Below are 23,271 nucleotides of genomic sequence, written 5' to 3'. Positions count from 1 at the left end.
CCTCAACTCTTGCGTTTTTTTAGGGGGAGTTAGTGTAAGTGGGGTTTGATCGCTAAGATGTCGCATTTGAGTTCATCAACGAGTACTGAGGATGTATGACCTTTTAACTCACTGATTAACCCATGGTGCTCACCGGCTCCAATAACCAAAAGATTGGCATTACATTGGTTTGCTACAGCGGGGATGACATGATCCGGTAGCCCTTGCTCAAGGTGCAAGTGATCGTCTGCTAGATGGTAGTTTTTAGCGCTGTTTACTAGGCGATCCCAATGTTGTTTTTTTTGCTCTTCATCTGAGCTTTGGTGATTCACTTTTGTGACCGACATGTTCCAGTTTTCCAACTGATAACAGTTAAGTAGATGAATGTCATTGTCCAATAGCGATGCGAGTTGTTGGCTATCATCGATTAAACACTGGTTTAACTCCTTGTGTTCGGTATTGGAGTCGGCAGTTTCTAAGGCGGTGAGGATATGCCCATGAGCTTGCCAGCTTTTATTACCCACAATCATAATGGGTTGATCGCAATCACGTAGAAGATGAGCTTCACCGCGAGGGATAAATTCACTCAAGAGTGCATTGTGATGTTTATTGTTGATGATAACTAAATCGTAATCGCCACTCTGTGTTTCATTTAACAGCGCGACATGATCTTTGAGGTTATTGATGCTTTTTATCTCTACCTCTACACCTTGGCGTTGGTACTTGGCTAAGAGCTTTTTTACAAAAAGCATAGGGTCAAGGGCGTTATTTGGAATGAGTCCTATTTTGCTTAATAGGTTGCTGTAGGGGCGATCGATTTTTAATACAGTGACTTTAGAGTTGGTTTTTTTTGCGAGCTGTAACGCCTTATTTAATGCAAATTGTACTGGTGAATCATTATCTATCACCGTTAATGTATGGTGGTACGCTATCATGGGGAGGTACTCCGTTAGCCTTACACTCCCTTGCGATTAACGCTTGTCCGTTACTTAAGTAAACTTAGCCTATTACCTCATAAATACACAGGTTTCCTAATACTAAATCACGCTTAAAGCAAGGTTTGTAAGCGCATTTTGAACTACGAATCTATAAGTGGCTGATTTAAAGATATTTCATCTCGCTATCATTCAGGTTGTTTCAACGAATTTCAATAAGCGAAAACCCACATTATTGTTGTTAACAATTGTTAACCTGACATTAACCTTTGGTGTGGGTATGGTTTTACGCTATAGGGAAAGGACGATACAGGGAGCTGTAAAATGCAACTAAAAATTGATAAGCCACAAAGTGACGCTGTGGATTCTAGTGCCCAGTTTGAGCAACAATGCGATGAAACCAAGCAAAACCTCCTGCATAAGCGAGCTAATGATAAACAGGCTCAACCTAAACAAACGGGCTTGCCACAAACTAAGCAAATAGAGGGGAGGAGTTGGGGGCTGTTTGATTTAATCGAGATGCAAACTGAATTTGCCTTATGCCAATCGATGGCACGTTCGAAGACGTTGACGATTATGGTCTGTCTCGGAGTGCTGGGATACGGCGGATTTATTCTATTTCTATTTAAAATGGCATCGTGAATTTAATCGCTAAGGAGAGCGTGATGTTTGCATTAACAGCTGAATTACTATTTTGGATTATCTGGGACTTTGTCCTTTCTTATCTGTTTTACTTTACCGGAGCACTGCTGCTCTACCTGTTTAGTTTTGGCAAAATTAACCATCCCCTGTCTCCGACAAGGTTTCTATCTAGGCCAAAAATAAGAGGCCGCTCGGTAACCGATAAACCTTTGCTTGTAGGATTGGCTTTCTATATCGGCTTATTCACGCTCGCTATCTGGGTATATTGAATCGATTAAGGCGTTATCAAAACGCCCGCCTAACTCTCTATCCAAGCCAGTGTGTAGTGACAGGGTTTACATTGATGACTCTCATTAGTAGCTTTGGGGATCACTAAAGAAACCTGTAATGAGTGATAATGATGGTCACAAAACGTCAAACGATATTAATTACTGGGGCGAGCTCCGGTCTAGGTAAAGGTATGGCGCTTGAATTTGCCAAGATGGGACGAGATCTCGCATTGTGTGCTAGGCGAGTCGATCGCTTAGAGCTGCTTGAGCAAGAATTATTGCTGATAAATCCTAATATTAAGGTGTCCACCAAAGAGCTTGATGTGAATCAACATCAAGATGTATTTAGGGTGTTCGATGAGTTTAACTCTGAGTTTGGTCAGCTAGATAGGATCATCCTCAATGCGGGGATGGGGAAGGGCGCAGCGATTGGTACCGGGCGTTTCGAAGCTAATAGGCAAACCGCTGAAACCAACTTTGTTGCTCTTTTAGCACAAGCCGAAGCGGCAATGGCCATTTTTCGCAAACAAAACGCCGGTCACTTAGTGACAATCTCTTCAGTGAGTGCAGTTAGAGGCTTTAGACGAGCGATGACTGTGTATGCGGCAACTAAGGCTGCGGTAACATCATTATCCGAGGGCATTCGTATTGATGTGATGGATACGCCGATTAAGGTCAGTTGTATTCATCCAGGTTTTATTCGTACAGAGTTAAACGAGCACGTTGACAAGGTACCGTTTATTGTCGATACCAAGGTTGGCTGCAGGGCGATGGTTGCTGCCATCGAAGCTGAAAAAGCAAGCTGCTTTGTTCCTAGCTGGCCTTGGGCTGTATTAAACTGGCTATTACGAATTACTCCAAGCCGTTGGATAAGACAAATGAGTTGAGCAAGCTCATCTTCTTAATAGCCTCAGTCTTAACAATTTAAGTCTTAACAGCTTAAGGCTTAACAGCTTTAGTTATACCGTTTCAGTCGTAGCGATTACGCAGAGTCGGAATGTCTGACAAGTATTCGACAAACTCCACTTCATAACCATCGGGATCGATAAAATACACGCTACGCCTGTACTCGTCATTGGCACCGAGTTTGTCTATATCTAGGCCTATTTTCGCTAAGCGTTCTATCACACCATCGAGATCGTCGGTGACATAGCCGAAGTGTGCTAGACCCACCTGATGACCGCTTAAGTCGCGATTGTCTTCATTACCATCGTCATTAAATGTTAGATATTGAAAATCATCGCCAAAGTGAACCCAGTTACGCTCAACCCCATGCCAAGTGGACTTACCGCCACCGCGAACCTGCCAATGAGGAAACACTGCCTGATAAAACGCCAGTGTCTTTGAAAGATCTCTTACCACTAAATTTAAATGCTCTAAACGCATCATGATTTGCTCCTTGAGTTATAAGTGTTTAATCGACTGTTTACATGCCTTAACAGTACTCCTGTTGCTTCGGGGATGGCTGCTGTTGGTGGTTGAGTCGGATAGTTTTGAGTGCCTGAGCGTATTGCATCAACATATGCAAACTGTAGTCGCTACGTTCACGTAAATATAATTCTTGATCAGTATCGGGTTCGTTGTGATTTAGCGCTTTGTTAAAAGTTGCGAATGATTAAGCATTAAGTAAAGTCATCGTCTTACAAAAAAACAAGGTAAGCTTAAGGGGGCTCTATCGTCAGTAGTGAAGAGTAGATTATTGAAGGCGCATGTCGCTGCACCTATTAAGTGGTGCCAAACAAGGGGATTGGTTATTCAAGTATGGAATCAAAACGTGCGCGTTTAGACAGGTTTATCAGCGCCAAAACCGGGATTAATAAAAAACACGTCAGGGTACTGCTTGCAAAGGGGCAAGTGCTCGTCGATGGTGAAGTTGCCAGAGATATTGATTTGATTGTCGATGAGTTCTCTCATGTCAGTTTAGATGGCAAGGTGCTGCAAGCAAATACGCCTAGCTATGTCATGCTGCATAAGCCTGTCGGTGTGGTGAGTGCCACCATTGATGACAAGCATAAGACGGTTATCGATCTATTGGATAGAGAAGATAAACACAGTTTGCACATAGTAGGGCGACTGGACTTGAATACGTCGGGCTTGCTGTTGCTGACCAACGATGGTCGTTGGTCGAAGCGGTTGATGTCGCCGCAGCACAAGGTGGATAAGGTGTACCGAGTGACGCTTAAAAATCCTATCGACGAATCCTATATCGCAGCGTTTGCAGAAGGGATGTACTTTGCATTTGAGGATATCACAACCCAAGCCGCTAAACTTGAAATTGTCGATGACCATACTGCCTTAGTGACACTGGTTGAAGGCCGCTATCATCAGATTAAGCGGATGTTTGGTCGCTTTCGTAATCCCGTTATTGGTTTGCACCGGTTATCGGTTGGCGCTATTGAGCTGGGTGCGCAACTGGCCGTTGGAGAGAGTCGAGATCTGTCGTTGAGCGAAATCCAAAACGTTTAGCTATTGCTCCCATGAATAGGAGATAGTCTGGCGATTTAACCTTGCGGTGCTTGCGGTGTTAGTTATTTTGTATGCAAACGTTCAGTTTTCAAGATGCAATACTGCAAGATTTTGCCGCTAGAATGTAAATTTGACAGAAAAAGATCCATTTTATTAGTTTGTGAGCTGGTGCAATTTTTCGACACTTTTACTGAGGCAATTTCACTAGCTGCTAATGTGCTAAATTAGATGAAGCGTGTTCAATGTTGTAAAAGTGCTTGCTTTTGTGATAGGTATCCCTATTTGGTGTTGCCCCCATATTCCCTGCCGCGCATACAATCTAACTTGTTGATTAGTATGGTATATACTGCTTTATGCCTCTTCAGTAAGGTTTTCCTTTCATAAGTTAACAGATTTGCTCGGCGTGATGGCTTCAACTAGAATGCGCGCGCTCAAATTAACTTAATTTAATAATGCGCCTTAGTTGAGGTGTATTTTTTATTGACTACTTCCTGTAGGGGAACTCAATGTCGACACAACTAGCTAACCCAGCTCCACTTGGCCTTATGGGATTCGGTATGACTACCGTCCTATTAAACATCCATAACGCTGGCTTTTTCCCAATAGATTCAATGATCTTAGCAATGGGGATCTTCTACGGCGGTATCGCTCAGGTTATCGTAGGTATTATGTGCTTTAAGCGCGGTGATACGTTCGGTACTACAGCATTTACTTCTTACGGTTTATTCTGGCTAACGCTAGTAGGACTATTGGTTATGCCTAAGATGGGTCTTGCTGCAAGCCCTGCTGCTTTCATGGGTTGGTACTTGTTACTATGGGGTCTATTTACTGGTGCACTATTCATCGGTTCATTACGTTACCCACGTGCTAAGCAAGTTGTATTCGCTTCATTAACTATTCTGTTCTTGCTACTTGCTGCACGTGATTTCACTGGTAGTGAGTTAATCGGCACTATCGCTGGCTACGAAGGTATCTTCTGTGGTTTAAGCGCGATTTACTTTGCTATGGCACAAGTTTTGAACGCTGAGTTTGGCCGCGTAATTTTGCCAGTTGGTCCAGTAGCTGTTGCTGCTTACGAGCCAACTGCAGAAGCTAAAGCCGCTTAAGCTAATCATCATTATCGCAATTTTGTGATGATGCGTGATTTAAGCGATAAAAAAAGCTGACCTTAGGTCAGCTTTTTTTGTATCTAGGCTAGCAATAGGCTAAGTGCTAATGACTCATTTAGTTTTGCTGCTGCAGCTTGAACAACCACTTACCGTATAGATAGATCCCCACGGCTGAAATGGTGCCAATAGCAGCGATAATGTACCAAGCCATGCCAATGTTATGGGTGTTATAAAGTAGCGTTGTTAGTGCTTGTTCTGACTCACCTGTATAACTCACTAAGGTGGTAAAAGCTTCACCCTGTGGAATCGCACTGATCTCTGCGGGACTCATTCCGCGTTCTGCCAACAGCTCACGAGAGAAGATCTCTTTAGAGGCAAACATCTCATAAAGCTTAGGACCGAAGTAACCTTCAAGTGTCCAGCCGATGCCTTGCGGTAGCATTACGAAACCTAAGTACATGGCTTTCTTACCTTCTGGGGCAATGTTACCCATAAACTCATTTTTCTTTGGGCTGATCATCATCTCGCCAAAAGAGAACATTGCAATTGCCAGAACGATCATCCATGCGGCATTGGTCGCACCAATTAGTACGAAAGCCAAAATACTCAGTATACAGCCACCTAACATCGCCGTGGTGATGCGATACTTTGCGGTTAAGGCTGCCACTAAGAAGCAACTGGTCATGATCATACCGGCGTTAAGGTTAAGCATGCCTTCAGGCATGACCTTGGTACCCGTGTTATTTAGGCCAAGCCAGAACTGCGCCATACCATTTGAGGTACCTTCTGGGCCAAATAACGAGGTGACAATTACGCTGGTATCGACCCATTCGGCAATATGGATAGGTAGTACGTCAAATAGTGAATTGAATAGGAACCAGAAGCCTGCAAATACTAGCATGTAGTAGATCACCACAGGCTTTTTAAGCTCATGCCAAGCGTCTTTCCAAAGCGCCTCTTGGTGTATTTCACCCGCTTTAATTTTGCGATTACGCTCCATACGTTCCTCTTTACCCGGCTCTTGATAGGCGAGTAGAAATAGGAAGTTCAGCGATATGATCGCGGCGCAGGCGTAGAAAACATTATCCCAGGATAACTGACGCATATGTACGGCAACGAGTGGGCCTAAGAAGCCACCAATATTAACCACTTGGTAGAATATCCCCCAAGCCATTGAGGTATTTTGTCTACCCGTTGAGAGCACTAAGGTGCCTTGAATACCGGGTTTAAATACCCCTGTACCACCCGCAAGGAGTATGGCACCGAACAGGAAGCCATAAAAACTTGGGAAGAAAGCCATCACTAAATAGCCAGCAATCTTGATGATGGTGGAAACAAAAATGGTTTCTTTATAGCCGACACGGTCGGAGATCCCGCCGGTAAAGACAGGAATAAAGGTCTGCATAAATGCCCAGATAGCGATAATGACACCATAATCGCTAAGGCTAATCCCTAAACCGCCTTCAGATGTCGGGGCTTTTGCATAGAGGCCGGCACTGGCCTTGACGCCGTAATAGGCAATTCGCTCAACCAGCTCCATACCACCGACAATCCAGAATATATAACTTAAGCTGGCAATCGAGGCCCACATTCCTAGCTGCTTAACTTCCCTCAGGTCGTTATCTGCATAAGCATCTTTCGAATCGCTCATAACTTTCCTTCAAATGTTCTAATTATTTATATTTATTATTTATGTTGCTTATTGTGTTGGTTTTGGGTGTGCAGAACGTGTCACTCTTTGCCAAAACGCTACAAGCTTGTAATTGCAGACGACACTTTACCTAATTTGGCAGCAAACACCAAAGCGTTAATTAGATCTATTGAGGTAGCATGTTTTAAACAGCGGAGGAAATGGGACGAGCTGTGGTAGAAATCAATCCTTATGCTGGAATGAATTTGTGCTGGCTAGCCTAGGCTAGGCAATAGATTACTAGAAAGTATATGGAGCAGCCTTACTCTTTAAGTTGCGAGTCTTAGGGACTTAATTAGATGACGTGAAAAATGTTTGAGTTGATTGCTGCTTCATTAAGAATCGGCTGCCTGTATTGCTGAGCAGGCAGCCGCTGTGATCATGCAATTTTTATTTTGACTGGCTATATTGTTGAGCAGATAGCGACTGTGATGATGTTATTTTAATAAGGCTGCAAATAGTGGCGCACTTAAGACCATGGCTATTCCTGTAAAAATCATGGTCAAACTGGCGATAACCCCCTCTTGTCTACCAATTTCACTGGCCTTGGCTGCGCCCGCACCGTGGGCTGATGCACCTAAAGCGACTCCCTTCGCCACGGAGCTGCGAATTTTAGCCACTTTAAACAGTGGCTCACAAATTAACATGCCCATTATGCCTGTGAGCAGCACTAGCATCGCAGTTAGCTCGGGGATGCCGCCAAAGGCCCCCGTTGCTTCGATAGCGAACGGTGTTGAAACAGAACGTACCATCAAGCTGTGGGAGAGCTGTGACGGCATATTAGTTACTAAGGTTAGTAACCAAGATGACCCCACTCCTAAGACTAAACCTGTTAATACCCCTAGGCTAAGTGTGAGTGGATACTGCTTTATTAATTGTCTTTCGCGGTAAATTGGCACGGCAAAGGCAATAGTTGCGGGGGCCAATAGCGCAGCTAGCCAATGGGTGTAACTAAAGTAATCGCTCACACTAATATTTAGGCTGATGACCACAGTTACTATGATCACCGGGGCGATAATGATTGGGGCAAACCACACTTTACGCTGTCGGCGGTAGAGGGCCTTACTGGCGTAATAACCTGCCAATGTTAAGGCTAAGCAGAGTGCACCTATAACGGAATGATTCACGCCGCTTTCCTTTCATCATGGTTCTGAGCAACAGGGTGTAGCGGTATAACTTGGGCCTTTGAAGAGGCTAAGTGCTTTCTTAATCGCTGCTTGCGCTCAAACTTAAATAATCTATCTACGGTGAATGCTGTGCCTAACAGTACGCAACTGCTCGCGATTAGCATCGATCCAATAAGCACCGCGCCATAATGTTCAAGCAGGTCTTGGTATTTAATCACGGCTACTACGGGAGGAATAAAAAACAGCAGCAGATCGCCTATTAACCAACTGGAACCTAAGTTGATACTGCTTTCGGGCAGTAATTTGCTGGCCAATAATAGCAGTAGGATCCCAAGGCCGATAACGCTACCGGGAATCGGGGAGTGAATCTGTACTGCCAAAATTTGGCAGCCCCAAGCAAACAAACAGAGAAGGGTGATCTGTGCGCCAGTAAGAGCCTGGTGTTTGAAGTGAATCTGAGCACGATTGGCAAGGCTTGCCATGATGAGTTCCAAGTGAGCAAATAGGATTATTTACGGCAATTTTACGCTTGCTTAATTGATAAAAAAAATGAATATTAAGAATGGAATCTATGAAATTTGGTTATCTGAATGGATCTTAAAGCGCTGCATTATTTTTCTCAGGTTGTTGATGCTGGTGGTTTTGCCAAGGCGAGCCGCAATGCATTTCTCACTCAACCCGCACTTTCTAAGGCGATTAAAGCCTTAGAGGAGGAGTTGGATATGGTATTGCTGGAACGGGGAAAGCGTGGCACCCAGATTAAGCTTACCGCAGCCGGGGAGGTGGTATATCGTCACGCAGAGCTATTGATGTCACAGCGCCAATCTATGCTATCGGAGCTGGGCGCGTTGAAAAACCTGACTGGCGGTACATTGAAGTTAGGCTTAGCGCCCCTTGGCAGCGCCGAGTTATTTGCCCCTGTGATAGCTAAGTTTCGGCTGCAATACCCTAAGGTTGATATGCAGTTGTTGGTTCGTGGAGGTATAGAGCAAACCTTAGCCCTACAGAAAGATGAGATTGAGTTGGCGACCGGGATCATCGAGTTTGATGGTGAATTCGATGGGTTAAGGATCCGCAATGATCCTATGGTCGTGGTCGTGCCTAAAACCCATGCTCTAGCTGGGTGCAAGGAGCTGCAACTTAAAGACTTACAATCTCTGCCCCAGGTGATGTTTGAGCCTGAATACGCCCTCTATGAGTTGATTTTACACGCTTGCGAAAAAGCCGGCTTTATTCCTGCGGAAATAACACGAGTCAGTCATGCTGATTTTGGCATCGCACTGGTCGCGGCAGGTACAGGGATTATGGTGTTACCGCAAATCATTGCTGAGCGTTATCGTGTCGACGCGGTGGTCAATGTGCCACTTGCTGCTAATGATCTCAGGTGGGAGCTGTCGCTATTTTGGCGTAAGCAGCAGAGCCTCTCTTTTGCGGCAAAGGCGATGATAGAGTTAGTTAAGCTGCAACTAGAACAGACTGCCGTACCCGAATAATGCAGAGCTCCCCCTCGAATTGTGCGGCAAAGGCGATGATAGAGTTAGTTAAGCTGCAACTAGAACAGACTGCCGTACCCGAATAATGCAGAGCTCCCCCTCGAATTGTGCGGCAAAGGCGATGATAGAGCTAGTTAAGCAGCAACTAGAACAGACTGTCACGGCTACTTAATACTGAGCTGTTTTAGTATGGGGTGTGGTAAAACAAAAAGCCTAGCTCGATTTCATATATCGTAAAAGCTAGGCCTTTGGGGTTATATCGAATCTTTACTTAGTAACGAGCTTACTTAGCAATTAGCGACTTAGTAACGAGCTTACTTAGTGATGACCCATAGCGCGTGTAATAAGCCTGGCACAAAGAAAAGCAAACAGAGAATAATATTGATCAATAGGTCTTTGCCTACACCACTTTTTAGAAATACCGCCACAGGTGGTAGTAAGATCGCGATGATGATGAGTAACAGCTTGTTGGTATCCATGTTGTTATTCCCTTATTGAGTTTCGAACGCTTTTGGCGCTAGGTACAGGCGCTTGCCAGTAATAGATATTGATTTAAACTTAATACAGTTTAGTGCTTGTGTAAACGTGATTACCTTGCATCATAGGTTGAACTGTTAAGCTCACAACGGGGCAAAGCTCGAAGTTCTACAGCGACTCTTCACTAAAGTGAGTCACACTAAACACTTCGACCTTCATATTAGAAGACCAATAGCCTCTGTCCCAGCCCCCCTTGACTTTTAGAGCCTCGATAAACTCTTTGGGCTCAGGTAATTGCTGCCAAACTTGTGGCAGAAACAGGGCTTTCCTATCGCCTTCACTTAGCACTAAGCCTAATGATGTTCCCTTAAGGTAGCTCTGCAGTTCAGACTGCTCATTGACTTCGACGACTTGCATCTTAGATAGCAGTGAGATCTCTATACTAAGTGAGGTAAGCTGAGATTCGACTAAGGGCTGAAAGCGAAGATCGTTGAAGGCACTGCTGTTAGTGAGTGTAGGCAGTAGCTCGGTAATTGGACGGTCAGTCTCAATGTGACCAATACAGCCCTTGAGCTCCCCATCTAAGGTTAGGGTAACGAAACAGCCAAGTTGAAGTTGCTTAAGCCTCTCTGTGAGCAGCGGTTGTTTTGCCGCAATATAGTTGGGATTGAATGCAGCAATAAGCGTGTTACGGGCTAAAACTAGCAGTTGCTCCTTCTCTGATTGGCTAAGTTTAACGACTGGCAAAGCTGGCATAACCGACGACCCGATCTTTGTCTCCGGCTGTGTCGCCTGAGTTTTGGTAACTTAGTTGAGTAAGGCACAACTGGTGGCGTTTAAGTTGTGGCTGTAAGGCATTGAGGCTTGAGCTGCCACAGGCTTGCTCGGGGAAGATGGTTTCCTGCGCCTGTAAAATTTTCTGGCAAGTTAGCTTGTCGAGACTCGTTGCTTCAGCGTAATGATGAAAATGACTTAAGTCTGTGCTTACTACCACTAGAGTTTCCTCTCCTCCCCATAGCAGCTCTAACAGCTTTGCCATCCCTTGGGGATCGCTTTCGCCAATTAATAGTGGAATTAGTTCAAATTGATTGAGGCAATGCTGCAGGAATGGCAGTTGCACCTCGAGGCTATGTTCTTGGCTATGGGGCAGGTCTGAGACAGTAACATGCGGATTAGACTCCAACATCTCTACGCTGCGCTTATCAATGCTTATCTGACCCAATGGCGTTTCAAAATAGTGGTTTTGTGGTAGCGCGCCTCCCTGTAGGTAAACTCGATGGGCAGGGCCGATTAGCAGCACCTTGTTGACGGTAGCGGCCATCGACTCAATCAAGGCGTAAGCATGGGCTGCGACTAGGCCTGAATAGATATAGCCTGCGTGGGGCACAATAATGACTTTAGGTGAGTTAAGTGTATTAATCGAGCCAGAAGAGTTAGTCGAGTCTAGGTTTTTAGCTTGGGAGTGCTGAGTATTTGCTTGGCTAATAAGGCTCATTCTAGCCCGAGCTAAATAGCCCTCGAGCATTGCCCTAAGCTCATCAGGAGCGGCTGGGTAGAATAGACCCGCAACCGCAGCGGGTCGAACTGAAGCAAACATAGGCTGTTGAGCTCAAGGTTATCAACTAGGCTTTAAGTATAGCTCACTGAGGTAGCGCCCTAGGGACGTATTTATGTCTACAAACCGCGGAGTGATTACAACCGATAAAAGGGATATTTTTACCGTTCAGACTCAGTACTGGCATAGGCTTGATGATGGCCGGGTGCAGTGTGATCTTTGCCCAAGACATTGTCAGTTAAGAGAGGGAAAGCGTGGGGTCTGTTTTATCCGGCAAAACATCGATAATCAGATAAAGCTCACCAGTTATGGTCGCTCCAGTGGCTTTTGTATCGACCCTATCGAGAAAAAGCCGCTGAATCATTTCTATCCTGGAAGCTCAGTACTCTCATTTGGTACCGCTGGTTGTAACCTGAGCTGTAAGTTTTGCCAGAATTGGGATATCAGCAAATCGCGAGAGTTTGACACCTTAGGCGCAAAAGCGATGCCTGAAGATTTGGCATCTGCCGCTAAACGAATGGGCTGCAAGAGCGTTGCCTTTACCTATAACGATCCGGTTATCTTTCATGAATATGCCATCGATGTCGCACAGGCCTGTCATGAACTTGGGATCAAGGCGGTCGCGGTGACCGCAGGTTATATCTGCCCTGAGCCTAGAGTGGAGTTTTTTAAGGTTATGGACGCTGCTAATGTCGATCTTAAAGGCTTCACTGAGAGGTTTTACCATAAGATCTGCGGCGGCCACTTAAATAATGTTCTCGATACCTTGCTCTATCTGCACCATGAAACTCAGGTCTGGCTTGAGCTAACCACCTTACTGATCCCTGGGGAAAATGACTCCAGCAAAGAGTTAGAGCGCCAGTGTCGCTGGATAAGCGATAATCTAGGCTCAGATGTACCGCTGCATTTCAGCGCATTTCACCCCGACTTTCACATGATGGATACCCCCGCGACTCCCGCTTCAACCTTGACACGGGCAAGGGAGATAGCCATCAATCAGGGATTAAACTTTGTCTATACTGGCAATATCCATGATCCAAGTGGTGGCAGCAGTTACTGTGCTAACTGTAAAAAGTTGCTGATAGCTAGAGACTGGTACGAACTGGGCGAGTATCACTTAGATAATAGCGGTCGGTGTGACTATTGTGGCAGCCAGTTGCCAGGTCGATTCGATGGACCACCGCAGCATTTTGGTCGACGCAGGATCCCTGTTTCAATTAGCTGAATCGATAAGGCAGATAACAGCATCTGTGAGCCTCGAAAACAGAAGCTAGAATATAAAAGCCATCTAATAATATGGTGATTGCGATTAGATGGCTTTTACTGAAAGCTGCTTATTGTATGGCTAACGATTTACAGTGGCCACGGCTGCTGACCATCGACGGCAACCGCTTGCAGATCTAAGCTTAGGCAGTAATCGCCAGGATTATAGACATAGACTTCCCTGCCTATAACGCTGAAGTTGAAGGCTGCAATCTGATCTTTGGCCGCTTGGCTGGTAGCTAAGCCCCACATCTGATAAAGCTCACGATAATCCAGTTTAGTGGCGTAACTCATGCCCACCATTAAGAAGTCGTTATTTGAGATATTCTTGGCTGCGTCTAGGCTAAATTGACTGAAGCCTAGCTGAGCACGCTTCTCTAGCCAAAGCTCCTCAGCGCCCTTAGCCCGTTCAAACTCTCGCAGTAAGATGTGCAATCTTGCGAGCAGATGCCAACCGTTTTCCAGTGCACCGTGTTTTTGTGCTGCAACCATCATCTGTAGCATGGTTGCCATGCCGTTTGACCAACTTGTTAACTTGGCGGCTTGCATATAAGAAAATGGATCGGCTTGCTTCATACTCGCTTGCAGCACGGCAAATTCATCATCAATATCCAGCCCTTGGCAAGAAGGGAGCTTACCTAGCTCTGTATAGGCGCGAGACTTAGTGTAGTAGGAGTATGGGTTAGTCGATGCGTGACCATCATGACCATCAAAACGTAGACGGCCCTTTTCTAAGCCGTGGCCAAGTTCATGAATGTCTCCGTGTCCTGTTGGGCTAAATGACCAGTAAGCATCGTAAGGGTTACCTGAGCAGCCAGAGCCACAGGTGGCTTGGTCAGCGTTCATATGCTTAACGGTATCTATGCTATCGACTTGCCAACCTTGGCTGACGGCAAAGTCTGTTATTTCTGCGACTTCATCGATAAAGGGTCCCTTAAAGCCTGCTAACAGATGTGGGTAATTATGTACTTGCGTCATGATGGCGGTAGCCATCTTCTCTGGCGTATTCCAAAGTGGTTCATGCTCCATGGTCTTTTGCATCTTATCGAGCTTGGAGTGCACCTCAAAATGCGCTGTTGCCAGCTCGCTCCAGTCATATTGATTTGCCGCTAAGTCTTGCATGAACTTATTGCTATCCATGCCTTTGCGCCAATATGGGTGCTTGCCAACTTGGCTAAAGCTAAACTGTGTCGGCAGATCGGTTTGATCAAAACGGATCTGCATCGGTCCACCATAAGGACTGGTAAATTTTATGGTTTCACCAGCCTTAACTTCAATATGAGTCGATTGCAGTAATTTAGGACGGTTGTAACCCTTGCTGGCAAACTCATGGGTTGAGCCTGAGCGTAGCGTGTTGATAAAGACCCAGGTGCGCACGTCACTGTTGTCTTTACGGCTCACACTCACAGTTTGTCCAGGTAGGGCGTATACGCCTGCAGAGCGGAAACCTTTCTTGCTGCTAAGGCTAACCTCTTGGTTTACCGCGCTGATGTGGCTAAAGTCGCTGCGACTAAAGTTACCTAAATCCTTTTGCACGGGATTAATATCACGGAAGTTATATACGCTATGATCGGCGTAATAGGCTTTTAGATAATTGAGGCTATCGCTGGTGGCCACGTCCATCGGATATTGGATAGCTTGACGATAGTTGTCACCCAAAAGAATAAGCAGCTTATAGAGGGAATAGTCTGGCTGATTAAAGATATCAAGTTTGCTTGTTTCTATTGCTTGGATATTACTACGAATACTCGCTAGAGCTGGACGATAGTCATCGTTAAATCTAGGGTCACAATTGCTGGCGCAGTTGGCGAGATTGAAGTCGACTCGCTCATTGTCAAACAGTGTTAGCCATAGTTGCTCACTGTCGAGTGCGCTGTAGCTTTCAAGCATGGCGCTTGCAGCGCTCCAATCAGCCTTGTCTTGAGCGAAGTAGTTCCCGGGCCCGCCAGTCCCCTGCATGCTAAATCCCATAGGGTTAAGCACGGTTTGGGTTAATGGCACGCTATTCCAGCTGTGCAGATGTAGATAGAGCAGTGGTTGTTTGTTTACTTGTATCTGCGTGATAAGCCGTTCTACTGTTTCGATAGAAAATAGCTCTGAAGAGCCGGTGATCACCAATTGCGCCTGTGCTAAGCAGCTTGAAAGCGTTGCTTTATCGCTACAGGTTTCAACTTGCCAATTCGGATAATGCTCGCCAATCCAGCTATTGATGCGATTAACGGTACTACCGCTCATCAAAAAAAGCCTTATCTGCTTAGGGTCCGTAAGAGCCGTTTGATCTTGAGCTAACATCCAGCCGAGTAAACGCTTAAAGCTTGGCTCGAAACTGGCGTTATTGTCTTGCTGCATGCTGGAAATGATATCGGTACCAAAAGCGGCATTGCGCTGGCCTGCTTTATCGTTGGCAGCAGCAAAGGTCAGGCCTTTGTTGCCAGTGACAATGGCGTAAGCTTTATTTTTGGGGTAGCCATGCTCGGCGTCGGCAAGTTGGATCATCTGCGAGTGACGACCTTGGTCATACTGCACTACGTCAGCTTGGTAGATGTTGTTGATGAGTGTTTTGCCATCTGAGCGATATTGCGCAATATGTTTCAGTGCCCGCTTGGCTATTTGCGGTGAGAGGTCGGCAGCAATACTGGCATTGCCAGTTGTCATCGCTGCGTTAATTCTATCGTTAAGTTGGATAGTTAGCTGATCACTAGTGGTTTGATTACTGCTATCGGTGACGGTTAGGCTAAGTGTAATGCTGCTGTCTTGTTCGAGCGCGCTGGCATCGATAGTCACGCCTTCAAGGCTGGCGCTTGAGAGTGACACTTCTGGCCCAGACACTTGCTGCCACTTGAATGTTGAGCTACCAGAGGCGTAGATATTTACAGTGGCCGTTAGGCTAATTAGCTTATCGTTCCAGAAGGTTAATGTTTCTCCTAACTCTACACTAGGTGCTTGAACCGTGGGCGGAACAACACCGCTGTTATCAGAGTCCGAACTGTCCGAGCCTCCGCAGGCCGATAAGCCCAGTAATACGCAACTAGATAGTAACCAATACTTCATTTTATTAACACTTTGTCGAATTTGCTCACATCTTGAGTACTTTTGATATTAAAATCAACAATGCAAATAAATAAAGCTTATAAAACAATCGTTAAGGCGGTTTATTGACGTCGTCACCAAATTGACGTTAGCTGTGATAATGGGGGATTTGACCTGAGGAAAGTCTATTAAAGTGTTTTAAGTCCTGCAGAGTAAAGCGACCAAGATAGCGGCGCAGTGTGAAATAATCTCGCTCTTGTGAGCAATATCAATAATTTAAACACATGTTTTATATATGTATACCAAATTTGAGCAATTTCACTATGCTGCTTCAGCATTGTTTTACTTGTGGTAGGACGAATGCATTAGAGAGCTTTTGTTTTCATGATTCCATCAATACTGATGGGGAACAGGAATTAATATGTCTGTATTAATCGAACAGTTAGGGCATGATGAGGTTCGCCAATCTCATCAATCAAAGCCCGGCTTTATTTCGCTTTTTAAATCGGTACGATTTCAACTTAAATTTATCGTATTTCTGACCGTAATTTCATTTTTATTCTTAGGCTATAAAGGCATTACCGGTATGCAAGATGCCGGAGAGTCGATAGGCGAGCTGCATGCCCAAGGCATGCAGCATAGTATTCGGGCGGGTAAGGTACTCAATGAACTCGCAATTGCACGTAGCGAACTGTTATTGGCATTTCAGCATGATCCGAGTAGTCAATTCTCTGAAATGCACAATCACCCGCTGACGTTACATATTTCGCAGGCTCAAGCGGCTATCGCCCAGCTGCATAACATCATCGATAATGAGATCTTAGGAGCCAAATTAGATAATGAAGAGCGCCAGCAAGTTAATCGCTTAAAGAGCTGGCTTGATAAGGTGGTTTCTCAGGGATTCAATCCAACTATAGAGTCATTACAACGAGGCGAATATGAAGCGGCAAATCGAGTCTTACTGACTCAGATTAACCCACTGTTTAAGAATATTACCGCCGAAGCGCAATCATTTTTAGACCTGCAGGTTGCTGGTGGTGAAGAGACTTTTGTAGGCTTTAATGAAGATATGCGGGTGTATATCTTATTGGTGGCGATTTTTTCAAGTGTTTGTATCTTGGTGATCACCATTAGCTCATCGTTAATCGTTCGCCGTATGGGGAAGGCGATGACAGAGCTTGAAATGACGGCCAACGATATTGCTAATGGCGATTTGACTAAACGTATCGAGATCGGTGGTGATGATGAGTTTTCGCATATCGCTGACTACGTTAACCGGATAGCGGCAAGGTTTCAGCATGCGGTGCAAAATACCCATGAGTCTACCTCTCGTTTAGCCAGTGCGGCCGAAGAAAACTCTGTGGTATCGACGCAGACTCAACGTAATGTGGTTGAGCAGCAGCAACAGACACAGCAGATCGCCGCTGCTATTCATCAGTTTACTGCGACGGTGAGAGAGGTGGCCCAAAGCGCAGAAGCGGCAGCAAGTTCATCGTTAGAGGCTAACGATGCGGCGCATCATGGTCAGGCCGTTGTCGATGAGAGTATCTCTGTGATTGAGACTCTATCTACCGAGATGGATGGTGCGACAGAAGCGATGAGGTTACTATCTAAGTCTTCCGATGAAATTGGTAGCGTGGTGGATGTGATTCAAGGGATCTCTGAGCAGACCAACCTGTTAGCACTTAACGCCGCTATTGAGGCGGCGCGTGCTGGTGAGCAGGGGAGAGGTTTTGCCGTAGTGGCCGATGAGGTTCGATCGCTTGCCAAGCGTACGCAGGACTCGACTGAAGAGATCCAGAAGATGATTCAGCATCTACAGCAAGGCGCACGTGACTCAATGTTGATGATGGAGCGCGGTACTGAACAGGCTAAATTAAGCGTGGAGAAATCGGCACAAGCTGGCACCGCTTTGCTGCAAATCATGACCAGTATTGAACAGATCAATGGCTTGAATACACAGATAGCCACGGCGTCAGAAGAGCAGAGCTTAGTAACGGAAGAGATCAACCGTAATATTATCAATATTAGCGATATTTCAGATCAAACCGCGGCGGGCGCAGAGCAAACGCAAGCTGCTACCCATGAGTTAGCTCAGCTTGCTGAAAGTATGCAGCAAGAGATCGCTTACTATCAAGTTTGATATTAGTGCTGATACCCATGTCTATGATACCTGAGCCTAGAGAGCCTAGGGGCTGAAATTGAGATAACAAAAAGGGCTGTCGATGACAGCCCTTTTTTATGGGGTAAATTCGAGGCTAGTAGCCTTTCAGTTTAACCTTCTAACTTAGCAAGCTCGGCTTTCTGCTCAGTTAGTTTGTCCATATCACGCTGGTATTCAGCTTGCTTAGCACGCTCTTTTTCAATCACGGCTGCAGGGGCTTTAGCTACGAAACCTTGGTTAGATAGCTTACCTTCGATACGCTTGTACTCAGCTTCAGCTTTTTCAAGTAGCTTATCGATACGTGCCACTTCTTTAGCCACATCGATTAGACCTGCCATTGGGATCAATAGCTCCATGTTGCCCACTAACTGTGTAGTAGACATTGGCGCAGTTTCACCGTCAGCTAGAATCGTCATTGATTCTAGTTTCGCTAGCGTCTTGAAGAAGGTTTGGTTCGCTTCAAGGCGCGCCTTATCTTGCTCACTCACGCCACGCAGTAGTGCGTTTAGCGGCTTAGATGGGGCAATGTTTAGCTCTGCACGGATGTTACGTACCGCAACAATCACCTGCTTAACCCACTCAAGATCTTCCATCGCTGTAGCATCAACTTTATCTGCTTGATACTCAGGGAACTGAGCTAGCATTAAGCTATCGCCTTCAACGCCTGCAAGCGGCTTAACGCGCTGCCAAATCGTCTCGGTTAGGTATGGCATGATTGGGTGCATTAGTCGCTGCATCTGCTCAAGCACGTTAACTAGAGTATGACGTGTACCACGCAGTTGTGCATCGCTACCACTTTGCATTACAGGCTTAGTTAGCTCTAAGTACCAGTCACAGAATTGGTTCCAAGTGAACTCGTAAATCGTGTTAGCAGCTAGGTCGAAACGGTAGTTTGCCATATGCTCGTCATAGGCTTTAACTGTTTCATTGAACAGACCGATAATCCAACGGTCAGCAAGCGACAGTTCCATTTCACCCGGTTTGCCATCAACAAGAAGCTGGCCGCAATCTAATGCTTCGCCGATTGCATCATCGCTAGCACCTTCAGCTTGCACTTCAGTGTTCATTAACACGTAACGTGATGCGTTCCAGATCTTGTTACAGAAGCTGCGGTAACCGTCTAGGCGTTTCATATCCCAGTTGATGTCACGACCAGTCGATGCCATAGACGCTAGTGTAAAGCGCAGTGCGTCCGTACCGTGCGGCTCGATGCCGTCGGCAAACTCTTTACGCGTGCTCTTTTCAATCTTAGCGGCAAGTTGAGGCTGCATCATGTTGCCAGTGCGCTTTTCAACAAGAGACTCAAGATCGATACCGTCAATCATATCGAGTGGGTCTAGTACGTTACCCTTAGACTTAGACATCTTGTTACCCGCTTCATCACGGATAAGACCTGTCACGTATACCGTCTTGAACGGAACCTGTGGCTTGCCGTTTTCATCTTTGATGAAATGCATGGTCATCATGATCATACGGGCAACCCAGAAGAAGATGATGTCAAAACCAGTAACCAACACATCTGTTGGGTGGAAGGCTTTAAGCTCAGCTGTATCTTCTGGCCAGCCTAGTGTAGAGAATGTCCACAATGCAGAGCTGAACCAAGTATCGAGTACGTCGGCGTCTTGGCGTAGAACCACTGAATCATCAAGTTTGTGCTTTGCACGCACTTCAGCTTCATCACGGCCAACGTAAACTTTACCAGCTTCGTCGTACCAAGCTGGGATACGGTGACCCCACCAAAGCTGACGTGAAATACACCAGTCCTGAATGTCACGCATCCAAGAGTTGTACATGTTTTCGTACTGCTGTGGCACGAACTTGATGTCACCGTTTTCAACGGCTTCCATCGCAGTCTTAGCCATAGGCGCAACAGCAACATACCACTGGTCTGTTAATAGTGGCTCGATAACGACGCCAGAGCGATCACCGTAAGGCACCTTCAATGCGTGTGGATCGATTTTGCCAAGTAGGCCAAGCGTTTCAAATTCTTCGACGATAGCGGTACGCGCCTTGAAACGATCAAGACCAGCATAACGCTCTGGTAGGCTATTATCTAAGTCGTTGTTTGCAGTGCCATCGGTGTTAACTACTTCGGCGCTTGAGCGAATTGCCGCATCGATAGTTAAGATGTTGTACATAGGCAGTTCATGACGCTTACCGACTTCGTAGTCGTTAAAGTCGTGAGCAGGAGTGATTTTCACACAACCTGTACCGAATTCCATATCCACATAATCATCTGCAACGATAGGGATTAGACGGTTTACGATAGGCAGTAGAATGAACTTACCAATGAGTGATTGATAACGCTCATCGTCTGGGTGAACGGCTACCGCACTATCACCAAGCATGGTTTCTGGACGCGTAGTCGCCACTTCTAGGTAATCTTTACCGTCAGCGGTTAATGCGCCATCGGCTAGCGGGTAGCGGAAGTGCCACATGCTGCCTTGTTTTTCTTTGTTTTCAACTTCTAAGTCAGAGATAGCCGTGTGCAGGGTAGGATCCCAGTTCACAAGACGCTTACCGCGGTAGATTAGGTCATCTTCGTACAGGCGTACAAACACCTCTTGTACCGCTTCTGACATGCCTTCATCCATGGTGAAACGTTCACGATCCCAATCTACAGATGCGCCAAGACGACGTAGCTGCTTAGTGATAGTGCCACCCGACTGTGCTTTCCAGTCCCAAATACGGTCGATAAAGTTTTCACGGCCAAGATCGTGGCGGCTTAGCCCTTCTTCCGCTGCGACTTTTCGCTCAACCAGCATCTGAGTAGCGATACCGGCGTGGTCAGTACCGACCTGCCAAAGGGTGTTCTTACCCTTCATACGTTGGTAACGAGTCAAGGTGTCCATAATGGTATCTTGGAAGGCGTGGCCCATGTGCAAGCTACCCGTCACGTTTGGTGGCGGGATCATGATGCAATAGTTGCCTTGAGACTCATCGCCGTGTGGCTTGAAGTAACCTTTCTCTTCCCAGTTTTGGTAGAGAGACTGTTCGATAGACTGCGGGTTATATGTTTTTTCCATGGGGCGTGTTTATCTCAAACTAAAAATTAATAGGTTGTGTTGCTATATCTTGGGTGCTTAATGCAATTCCAAGTGTGCGATACTGTCTGTAACGATCGCGTGCAATCGCTTTATGGCTATCGTCATTAGCAACGAAATCGATAATCTGTTCAAAGTTTACCGCAAATTGCGGCACTTGGTCTGCAAGATTAATCAGAAGATGACGTTTTTTGTTGGCACCAAGTCTATCAAAGCCAATTTCTACCGGTGCACCGCCTAACGGGCCTTCACCTTTAAGGTTGTGGGGCACGAAAGATTGCGGCTCAAATTGCCATAGTAATTCATCGATAGCGTAAGCCTGCTGTTGATCCTGGCAATGAATGTAGACCAACTCTTGACGGGTAAAGGCTCGCTGTGCCAATTGGCAGGCAAGAAGATACACTTGCTCAAGCGCCAATTTGGGCGCATTAGATGCGTGCTGTGCACCCTTTGGCATCAGATAAAACTGAGCCTGTGATTGGCTTGGCGACATGCTTAAAAACCTGCTTGATGACCTGCTCGAAGAGATAGCTTGCTATTGCTTCGGCTTTTTGGCTGACGAAAGAGGAGATTTTACACTAAAAGTCGCTCAGAGATCAGCCTCTAATCGTGGATTTATTTGTTGGTGAACAGGGCTTCTGGGCTTAGCTCATTGCCGCGTTTGTTTTAAGCGCAGTTTAGGGATGGGCTAAGCAGTTAATTTTACTAATAGCGCCGCTATCGCTACACTCCATGCAATTGCCGTTATTAGCCCATATTATGAAATTTTCCGACCTTAACCTTTGCGCCGAAATCGTGTCTAAACTACCTGCGAAACTGTCTGTCGCCACCGACATACAACGACTTGCTATCCCTGAAGTATTAGCGGGCAAAGATCTATTAGCGCTGGCGCAAACGGGCAGCGGTAAAACCTATGCTTATGGGCTGCCATTGCTTCACACTATCATCAATGATAATACTCACTCGGGCGAGATCTGCGCACTCGTGTTAGTGCCAACTCGTGAATTGGCGTTGCAAGTTGGTGAGGCGCTTAAGTTAGTGTCGGCCAGCATGGGGATAACCGTATTATACGGCGGCGTTGATAAGGCTGAGCAACTGAAACAGCTTGAGCAGAATCCGTTACAGAGAAAACCGCAGCTTGTGGTGGCAACACCAGGGCGATTACTCGATTTTCTGCGCCAGCAACAACTTTCACTTAGCTCGGTAAAACAGTTAGTACTCGATGAGGCCGACAGGCTAATAGAGATGGGCTTTTGGCCAGATGTAGAGTCTATTCTTGAGTTTATGCCCGCTAACCGCCAGACCTTGCTGTTTTCTGCAACACTTGCGCCAGAGCTCAATGACAAGGCGCTTAAGTTATTAAATAACCCCAAAAAGATAGCGGCTCAAGCGCTTAATAGCGTGGTTAGCGATATTAACGAGTCGCTGTATTTAGTGAATAAGGGCGACAAGGCGAGGGCGTTGACGGCCCTAATAAAACAGCATCAGTGGTCACAGGTATTGGTGTTTATCAATGGGCGAGACGATGCCGATAAGCTCGCTAAAAGGTTAGTAAAAGCGGGGATTAATGCCGCTGCACTGCATGGTGATAAAGAACATCTACAGAGGCAGCAAACGCTCGAGGCATTTAAGGCCTGTGAACTGCAGGTATTAGTGACAACCGACCTCTTATCTCGCGGCATTCATATCGATGCATTGCCAGTGGTGATCAATCTGGATCTGCCTAGTAGCGCCCCTGTATACGTACATCGCATTGGCCGCACCGCGAGAGCTGGCGATAACGGTATCGCTATATCGCTGGTGTGTCATGGTGAGGCCGATAGCCTAAAGGCGATTAAGTTGTTAACTGGGCGAGATCTTAAACTTGAGGCTCTTGACGGGTTTGAGGTGACGGATAAGCCGTCATCGGGTGAAAGTAAAAGGGCACCAAGGGATAAAAAGGCTAATCGTCGCAGCCAGAATAAGCGCAGCGCCAAAGAATTTGCCGCTAAACGGACAAAATTTCCGACTAAATAATCAGTTTAAAAT

General features: G+C 46.0%; 20 protein-coding genes. 9 read left to right on the top strand and 11 right to left on the bottom strand.

What is annotated here, in order from left to right; translation table 11 throughout:
- Positions 1-29: 29 nt before the first annotated feature.
- Positions 30-914: a universal stress protein gene (locus JMA39_RS04155; RefSeq protein ID WP_202720567.1), complete on the bottom strand. Its 885-nt coding sequence runs from the start codon at positions 912-914 to the stop codon at positions 30-32.
- A 324-nt stretch (positions 915-1,238) separates the two neighbouring features.
- On the opposite strand from JMA39_RS04155, the gene JMA39_RS21135 reads away from it, so the two are divergent.
- The 3 genes from JMA39_RS21135 to JMA39_RS04140 all read left to right on the top strand — a co-directional run bounded on the left by JMA39_RS21135 (position 1,239) and on the right by JMA39_RS04140 (position 2,712).
- Positions 1,239-1,556 carry a hypothetical protein gene (locus JMA39_RS21135; protein ID WP_237732595.1) on the top strand — a complete coding sequence of 106 codons (318 nt, stop codon included), beginning with the start codon at positions 1,239-1,241 and terminating at the stop codon, positions 1,554-1,556.
- A gap of 23 nt (positions 1,557-1,579) precedes the next feature.
- Entirely contained in the window at positions 1,580-1,825 is a 246-nt protein-coding gene (locus tag JMA39_RS04145; protein WP_202720566.1) for a hypothetical protein, read from the top strand.
- A gap of 128 nt (positions 1,826-1,953) precedes the next feature.
- Entirely contained in the window at positions 1,954-2,712 is a 759-nt protein-coding gene (locus tag JMA39_RS04140) for an SDR family oxidoreductase (RefSeq protein ID WP_202720565.1), read from the top strand.
- An 82-nt stretch (positions 2,713-2,794) separates the two neighbouring features.
- Here JMA39_RS04140 and JMA39_RS04135 read toward each other — a convergent pair whose 3' ends face one another.
- Complete coding sequence (locus JMA39_RS04135; protein WP_202720564.1) at positions 2,795-3,214, bottom strand: VOC family protein; 420 nt, start codon at positions 3,212-3,214, stop codon at positions 2,795-2,797.
- A 372-nt stretch (positions 3,215-3,586) separates the two neighbouring features.
- Here JMA39_RS04135 and JMA39_RS04130 point away from each other — a divergent pair, with 372 nt between their 5' ends.
- The gene (locus JMA39_RS04130) at positions 3,587-4,291 is read left to right on the top strand and encodes a pseudouridine synthase (RefSeq protein WP_202720563.1); all 705 of its coding nucleotides are present in this window, start codon (positions 3,587-3,589) and stop codon (positions 4,289-4,291) included.
- Between the two features lie 506 nt (positions 4,292-4,797).
- Positions 4,798-5,397: an acetate uptake transporter gene (locus tag JMA39_RS04125; protein WP_202720562.1), complete on the top strand. Its 600-nt coding sequence runs from the start codon at positions 4,798-4,800 to the stop codon at positions 5,395-5,397.
- A 118-nt stretch (positions 5,398-5,515) separates the two neighbouring features.
- Here JMA39_RS04125 and JMA39_RS04120 read toward each other — a convergent pair whose 3' ends face one another.
- From JMA39_RS04120 to JMA39_RS04110, 3 genes are all read right to left on the bottom strand, one after another.
- A complete protein-coding gene (locus JMA39_RS04120) occupies positions 5,516-7,051 on the bottom strand; it encodes an MFS transporter (RefSeq protein WP_202720561.1) in 1,536 nt (511 codons plus the stop codon).
- 476 nt (positions 7,052-7,527) lie between these two features.
- Positions 7,528-8,217, bottom strand: a complete 690-nt coding sequence (locus tag JMA39_RS04115) for an LrgB family protein (RefSeq protein ID WP_202720560.1) — start codon at positions 8,215-8,217, stop codon at positions 7,528-7,530.
- Complete coding sequence (locus JMA39_RS04110; protein ID WP_202720559.1) at positions 8,214-8,699, bottom strand: CidA/LrgA family protein; 486 nt, start codon at positions 8,697-8,699, stop codon at positions 8,214-8,216. Before JMA39_RS04110 ends, JMA39_RS04115 begins: the two co-directional genes overlap by 4 nt.
- Before the next feature lie 108 nt (positions 8,700-8,807).
- Here JMA39_RS04110 and JMA39_RS04105 point away from each other — a divergent pair, with 108 nt between their 5' ends.
- Positions 8,808-9,710, top strand: a complete 903-nt coding sequence (locus tag JMA39_RS04105; RefSeq protein WP_202720558.1) for a LysR family transcriptional regulator — start codon at positions 8,808-8,810, stop codon at positions 9,708-9,710.
- 314 nt (positions 9,711-10,024) lie between these two features.
- Here the strand turns inward: JMA39_RS04105 and JMA39_RS04100 are convergent, their stop codons facing one another.
- The 3 genes from JMA39_RS04100 to amrB form a co-directional block, all read right to left on the bottom strand.
- Complete coding sequence (locus JMA39_RS04100) at positions 10,025-10,189, bottom strand: YqaE/Pmp3 family membrane protein (protein ID WP_202720557.1); 165 nt, start codon at positions 10,187-10,189, stop codon at positions 10,025-10,027.
- 166 nt (positions 10,190-10,355) lie between these two features.
- On the bottom strand, positions 10,356-10,943 hold the full coding sequence (gene amrA / locus JMA39_RS04095) for an AmmeMemoRadiSam system protein A (protein WP_202720556.1): 588 nt from the start codon (positions 10,941-10,943) through the stop codon (positions 10,356-10,358).
- Positions 10,921-11,784: an AmmeMemoRadiSam system protein B gene (gene amrB / locus JMA39_RS04090; RefSeq protein WP_202720555.1), complete on the bottom strand. Its 864-nt coding sequence runs from the start codon at positions 11,782-11,784 to the stop codon at positions 10,921-10,923. The genes amrA and amrB overlap by 23 nt, the downstream gene beginning before the upstream one ends.
- Positions 11,785-11,857: 73 nt before the next feature.
- Here amrB and amrS point away from each other — a divergent pair, with 73 nt between their 5' ends.
- Positions 11,858-12,967: an AmmeMemoRadiSam system radical SAM enzyme gene (gene amrS, locus JMA39_RS04085; RefSeq protein WP_202720554.1), complete on the top strand. Its 1,110-nt coding sequence runs from the start codon at positions 11,858-11,860 to the stop codon at positions 12,965-12,967.
- 128 nt (positions 12,968-13,095) lie between these two features.
- Here amrS and JMA39_RS04080 read toward each other — a convergent pair whose 3' ends face one another.
- Complete coding sequence (locus JMA39_RS04080) at positions 13,096-16,056, bottom strand: ImpA family metalloprotease (protein WP_202720553.1); 2,961 nt, start codon at positions 16,054-16,056, stop codon at positions 13,096-13,098.
- A 400-nt stretch (positions 16,057-16,456) separates the two neighbouring features.
- Here JMA39_RS04080 and JMA39_RS04075 point away from each other — a divergent pair, with 400 nt between their 5' ends.
- Positions 16,457-18,178, top strand: coding sequence for a methyl-accepting chemotaxis protein (locus JMA39_RS04075; RefSeq protein WP_202720552.1), 1,722 nt, complete (start codon positions 16,457-16,459; stop codon positions 18,176-18,178).
- Between the two features lie 131 nt (positions 18,179-18,309).
- Here the strand turns inward: JMA39_RS04075 and JMA39_RS04070 are convergent, their stop codons facing one another.
- A complete protein-coding gene (locus JMA39_RS04070) occupies positions 18,310-21,225 on the bottom strand; it encodes a valine--tRNA ligase (RefSeq protein ID WP_202720551.1) in 2,916 nt (971 codons plus the stop codon).
- A gap of 19 nt (positions 21,226-21,244) precedes the next feature.
- Positions 21,245-21,736, bottom strand: coding sequence for a DNA polymerase III subunit chi (locus tag JMA39_RS04065; protein WP_202720550.1), 492 nt, complete (start codon positions 21,734-21,736; stop codon positions 21,245-21,247).
- Between the two features lie 266 nt (positions 21,737-22,002).
- On the opposite strand from JMA39_RS04065, the gene JMA39_RS04060 reads away from it, so the two are divergent.
- Positions 22,003-23,259 carry a DEAD/DEAH box helicase gene (locus JMA39_RS04060; RefSeq protein ID WP_237732594.1) on the top strand — a complete coding sequence of 419 codons (1,257 nt, stop codon included), beginning with the start codon at positions 22,003-22,005 and terminating at the stop codon, positions 23,257-23,259.
- Positions 23,260-23,271 lie beyond the last annotated feature (12 nt).

It is taken from the genome of Shewanella schlegeliana (assembly GCF_016765635.1).
GTDB classification, from domain to species: Bacteria; Pseudomonadota; Gammaproteobacteria; order Enterobacterales; family Shewanellaceae; genus Shewanella; species Shewanella schlegeliana.
This window is presented reverse-complemented; position numbering and strand designations above follow the sequence as displayed.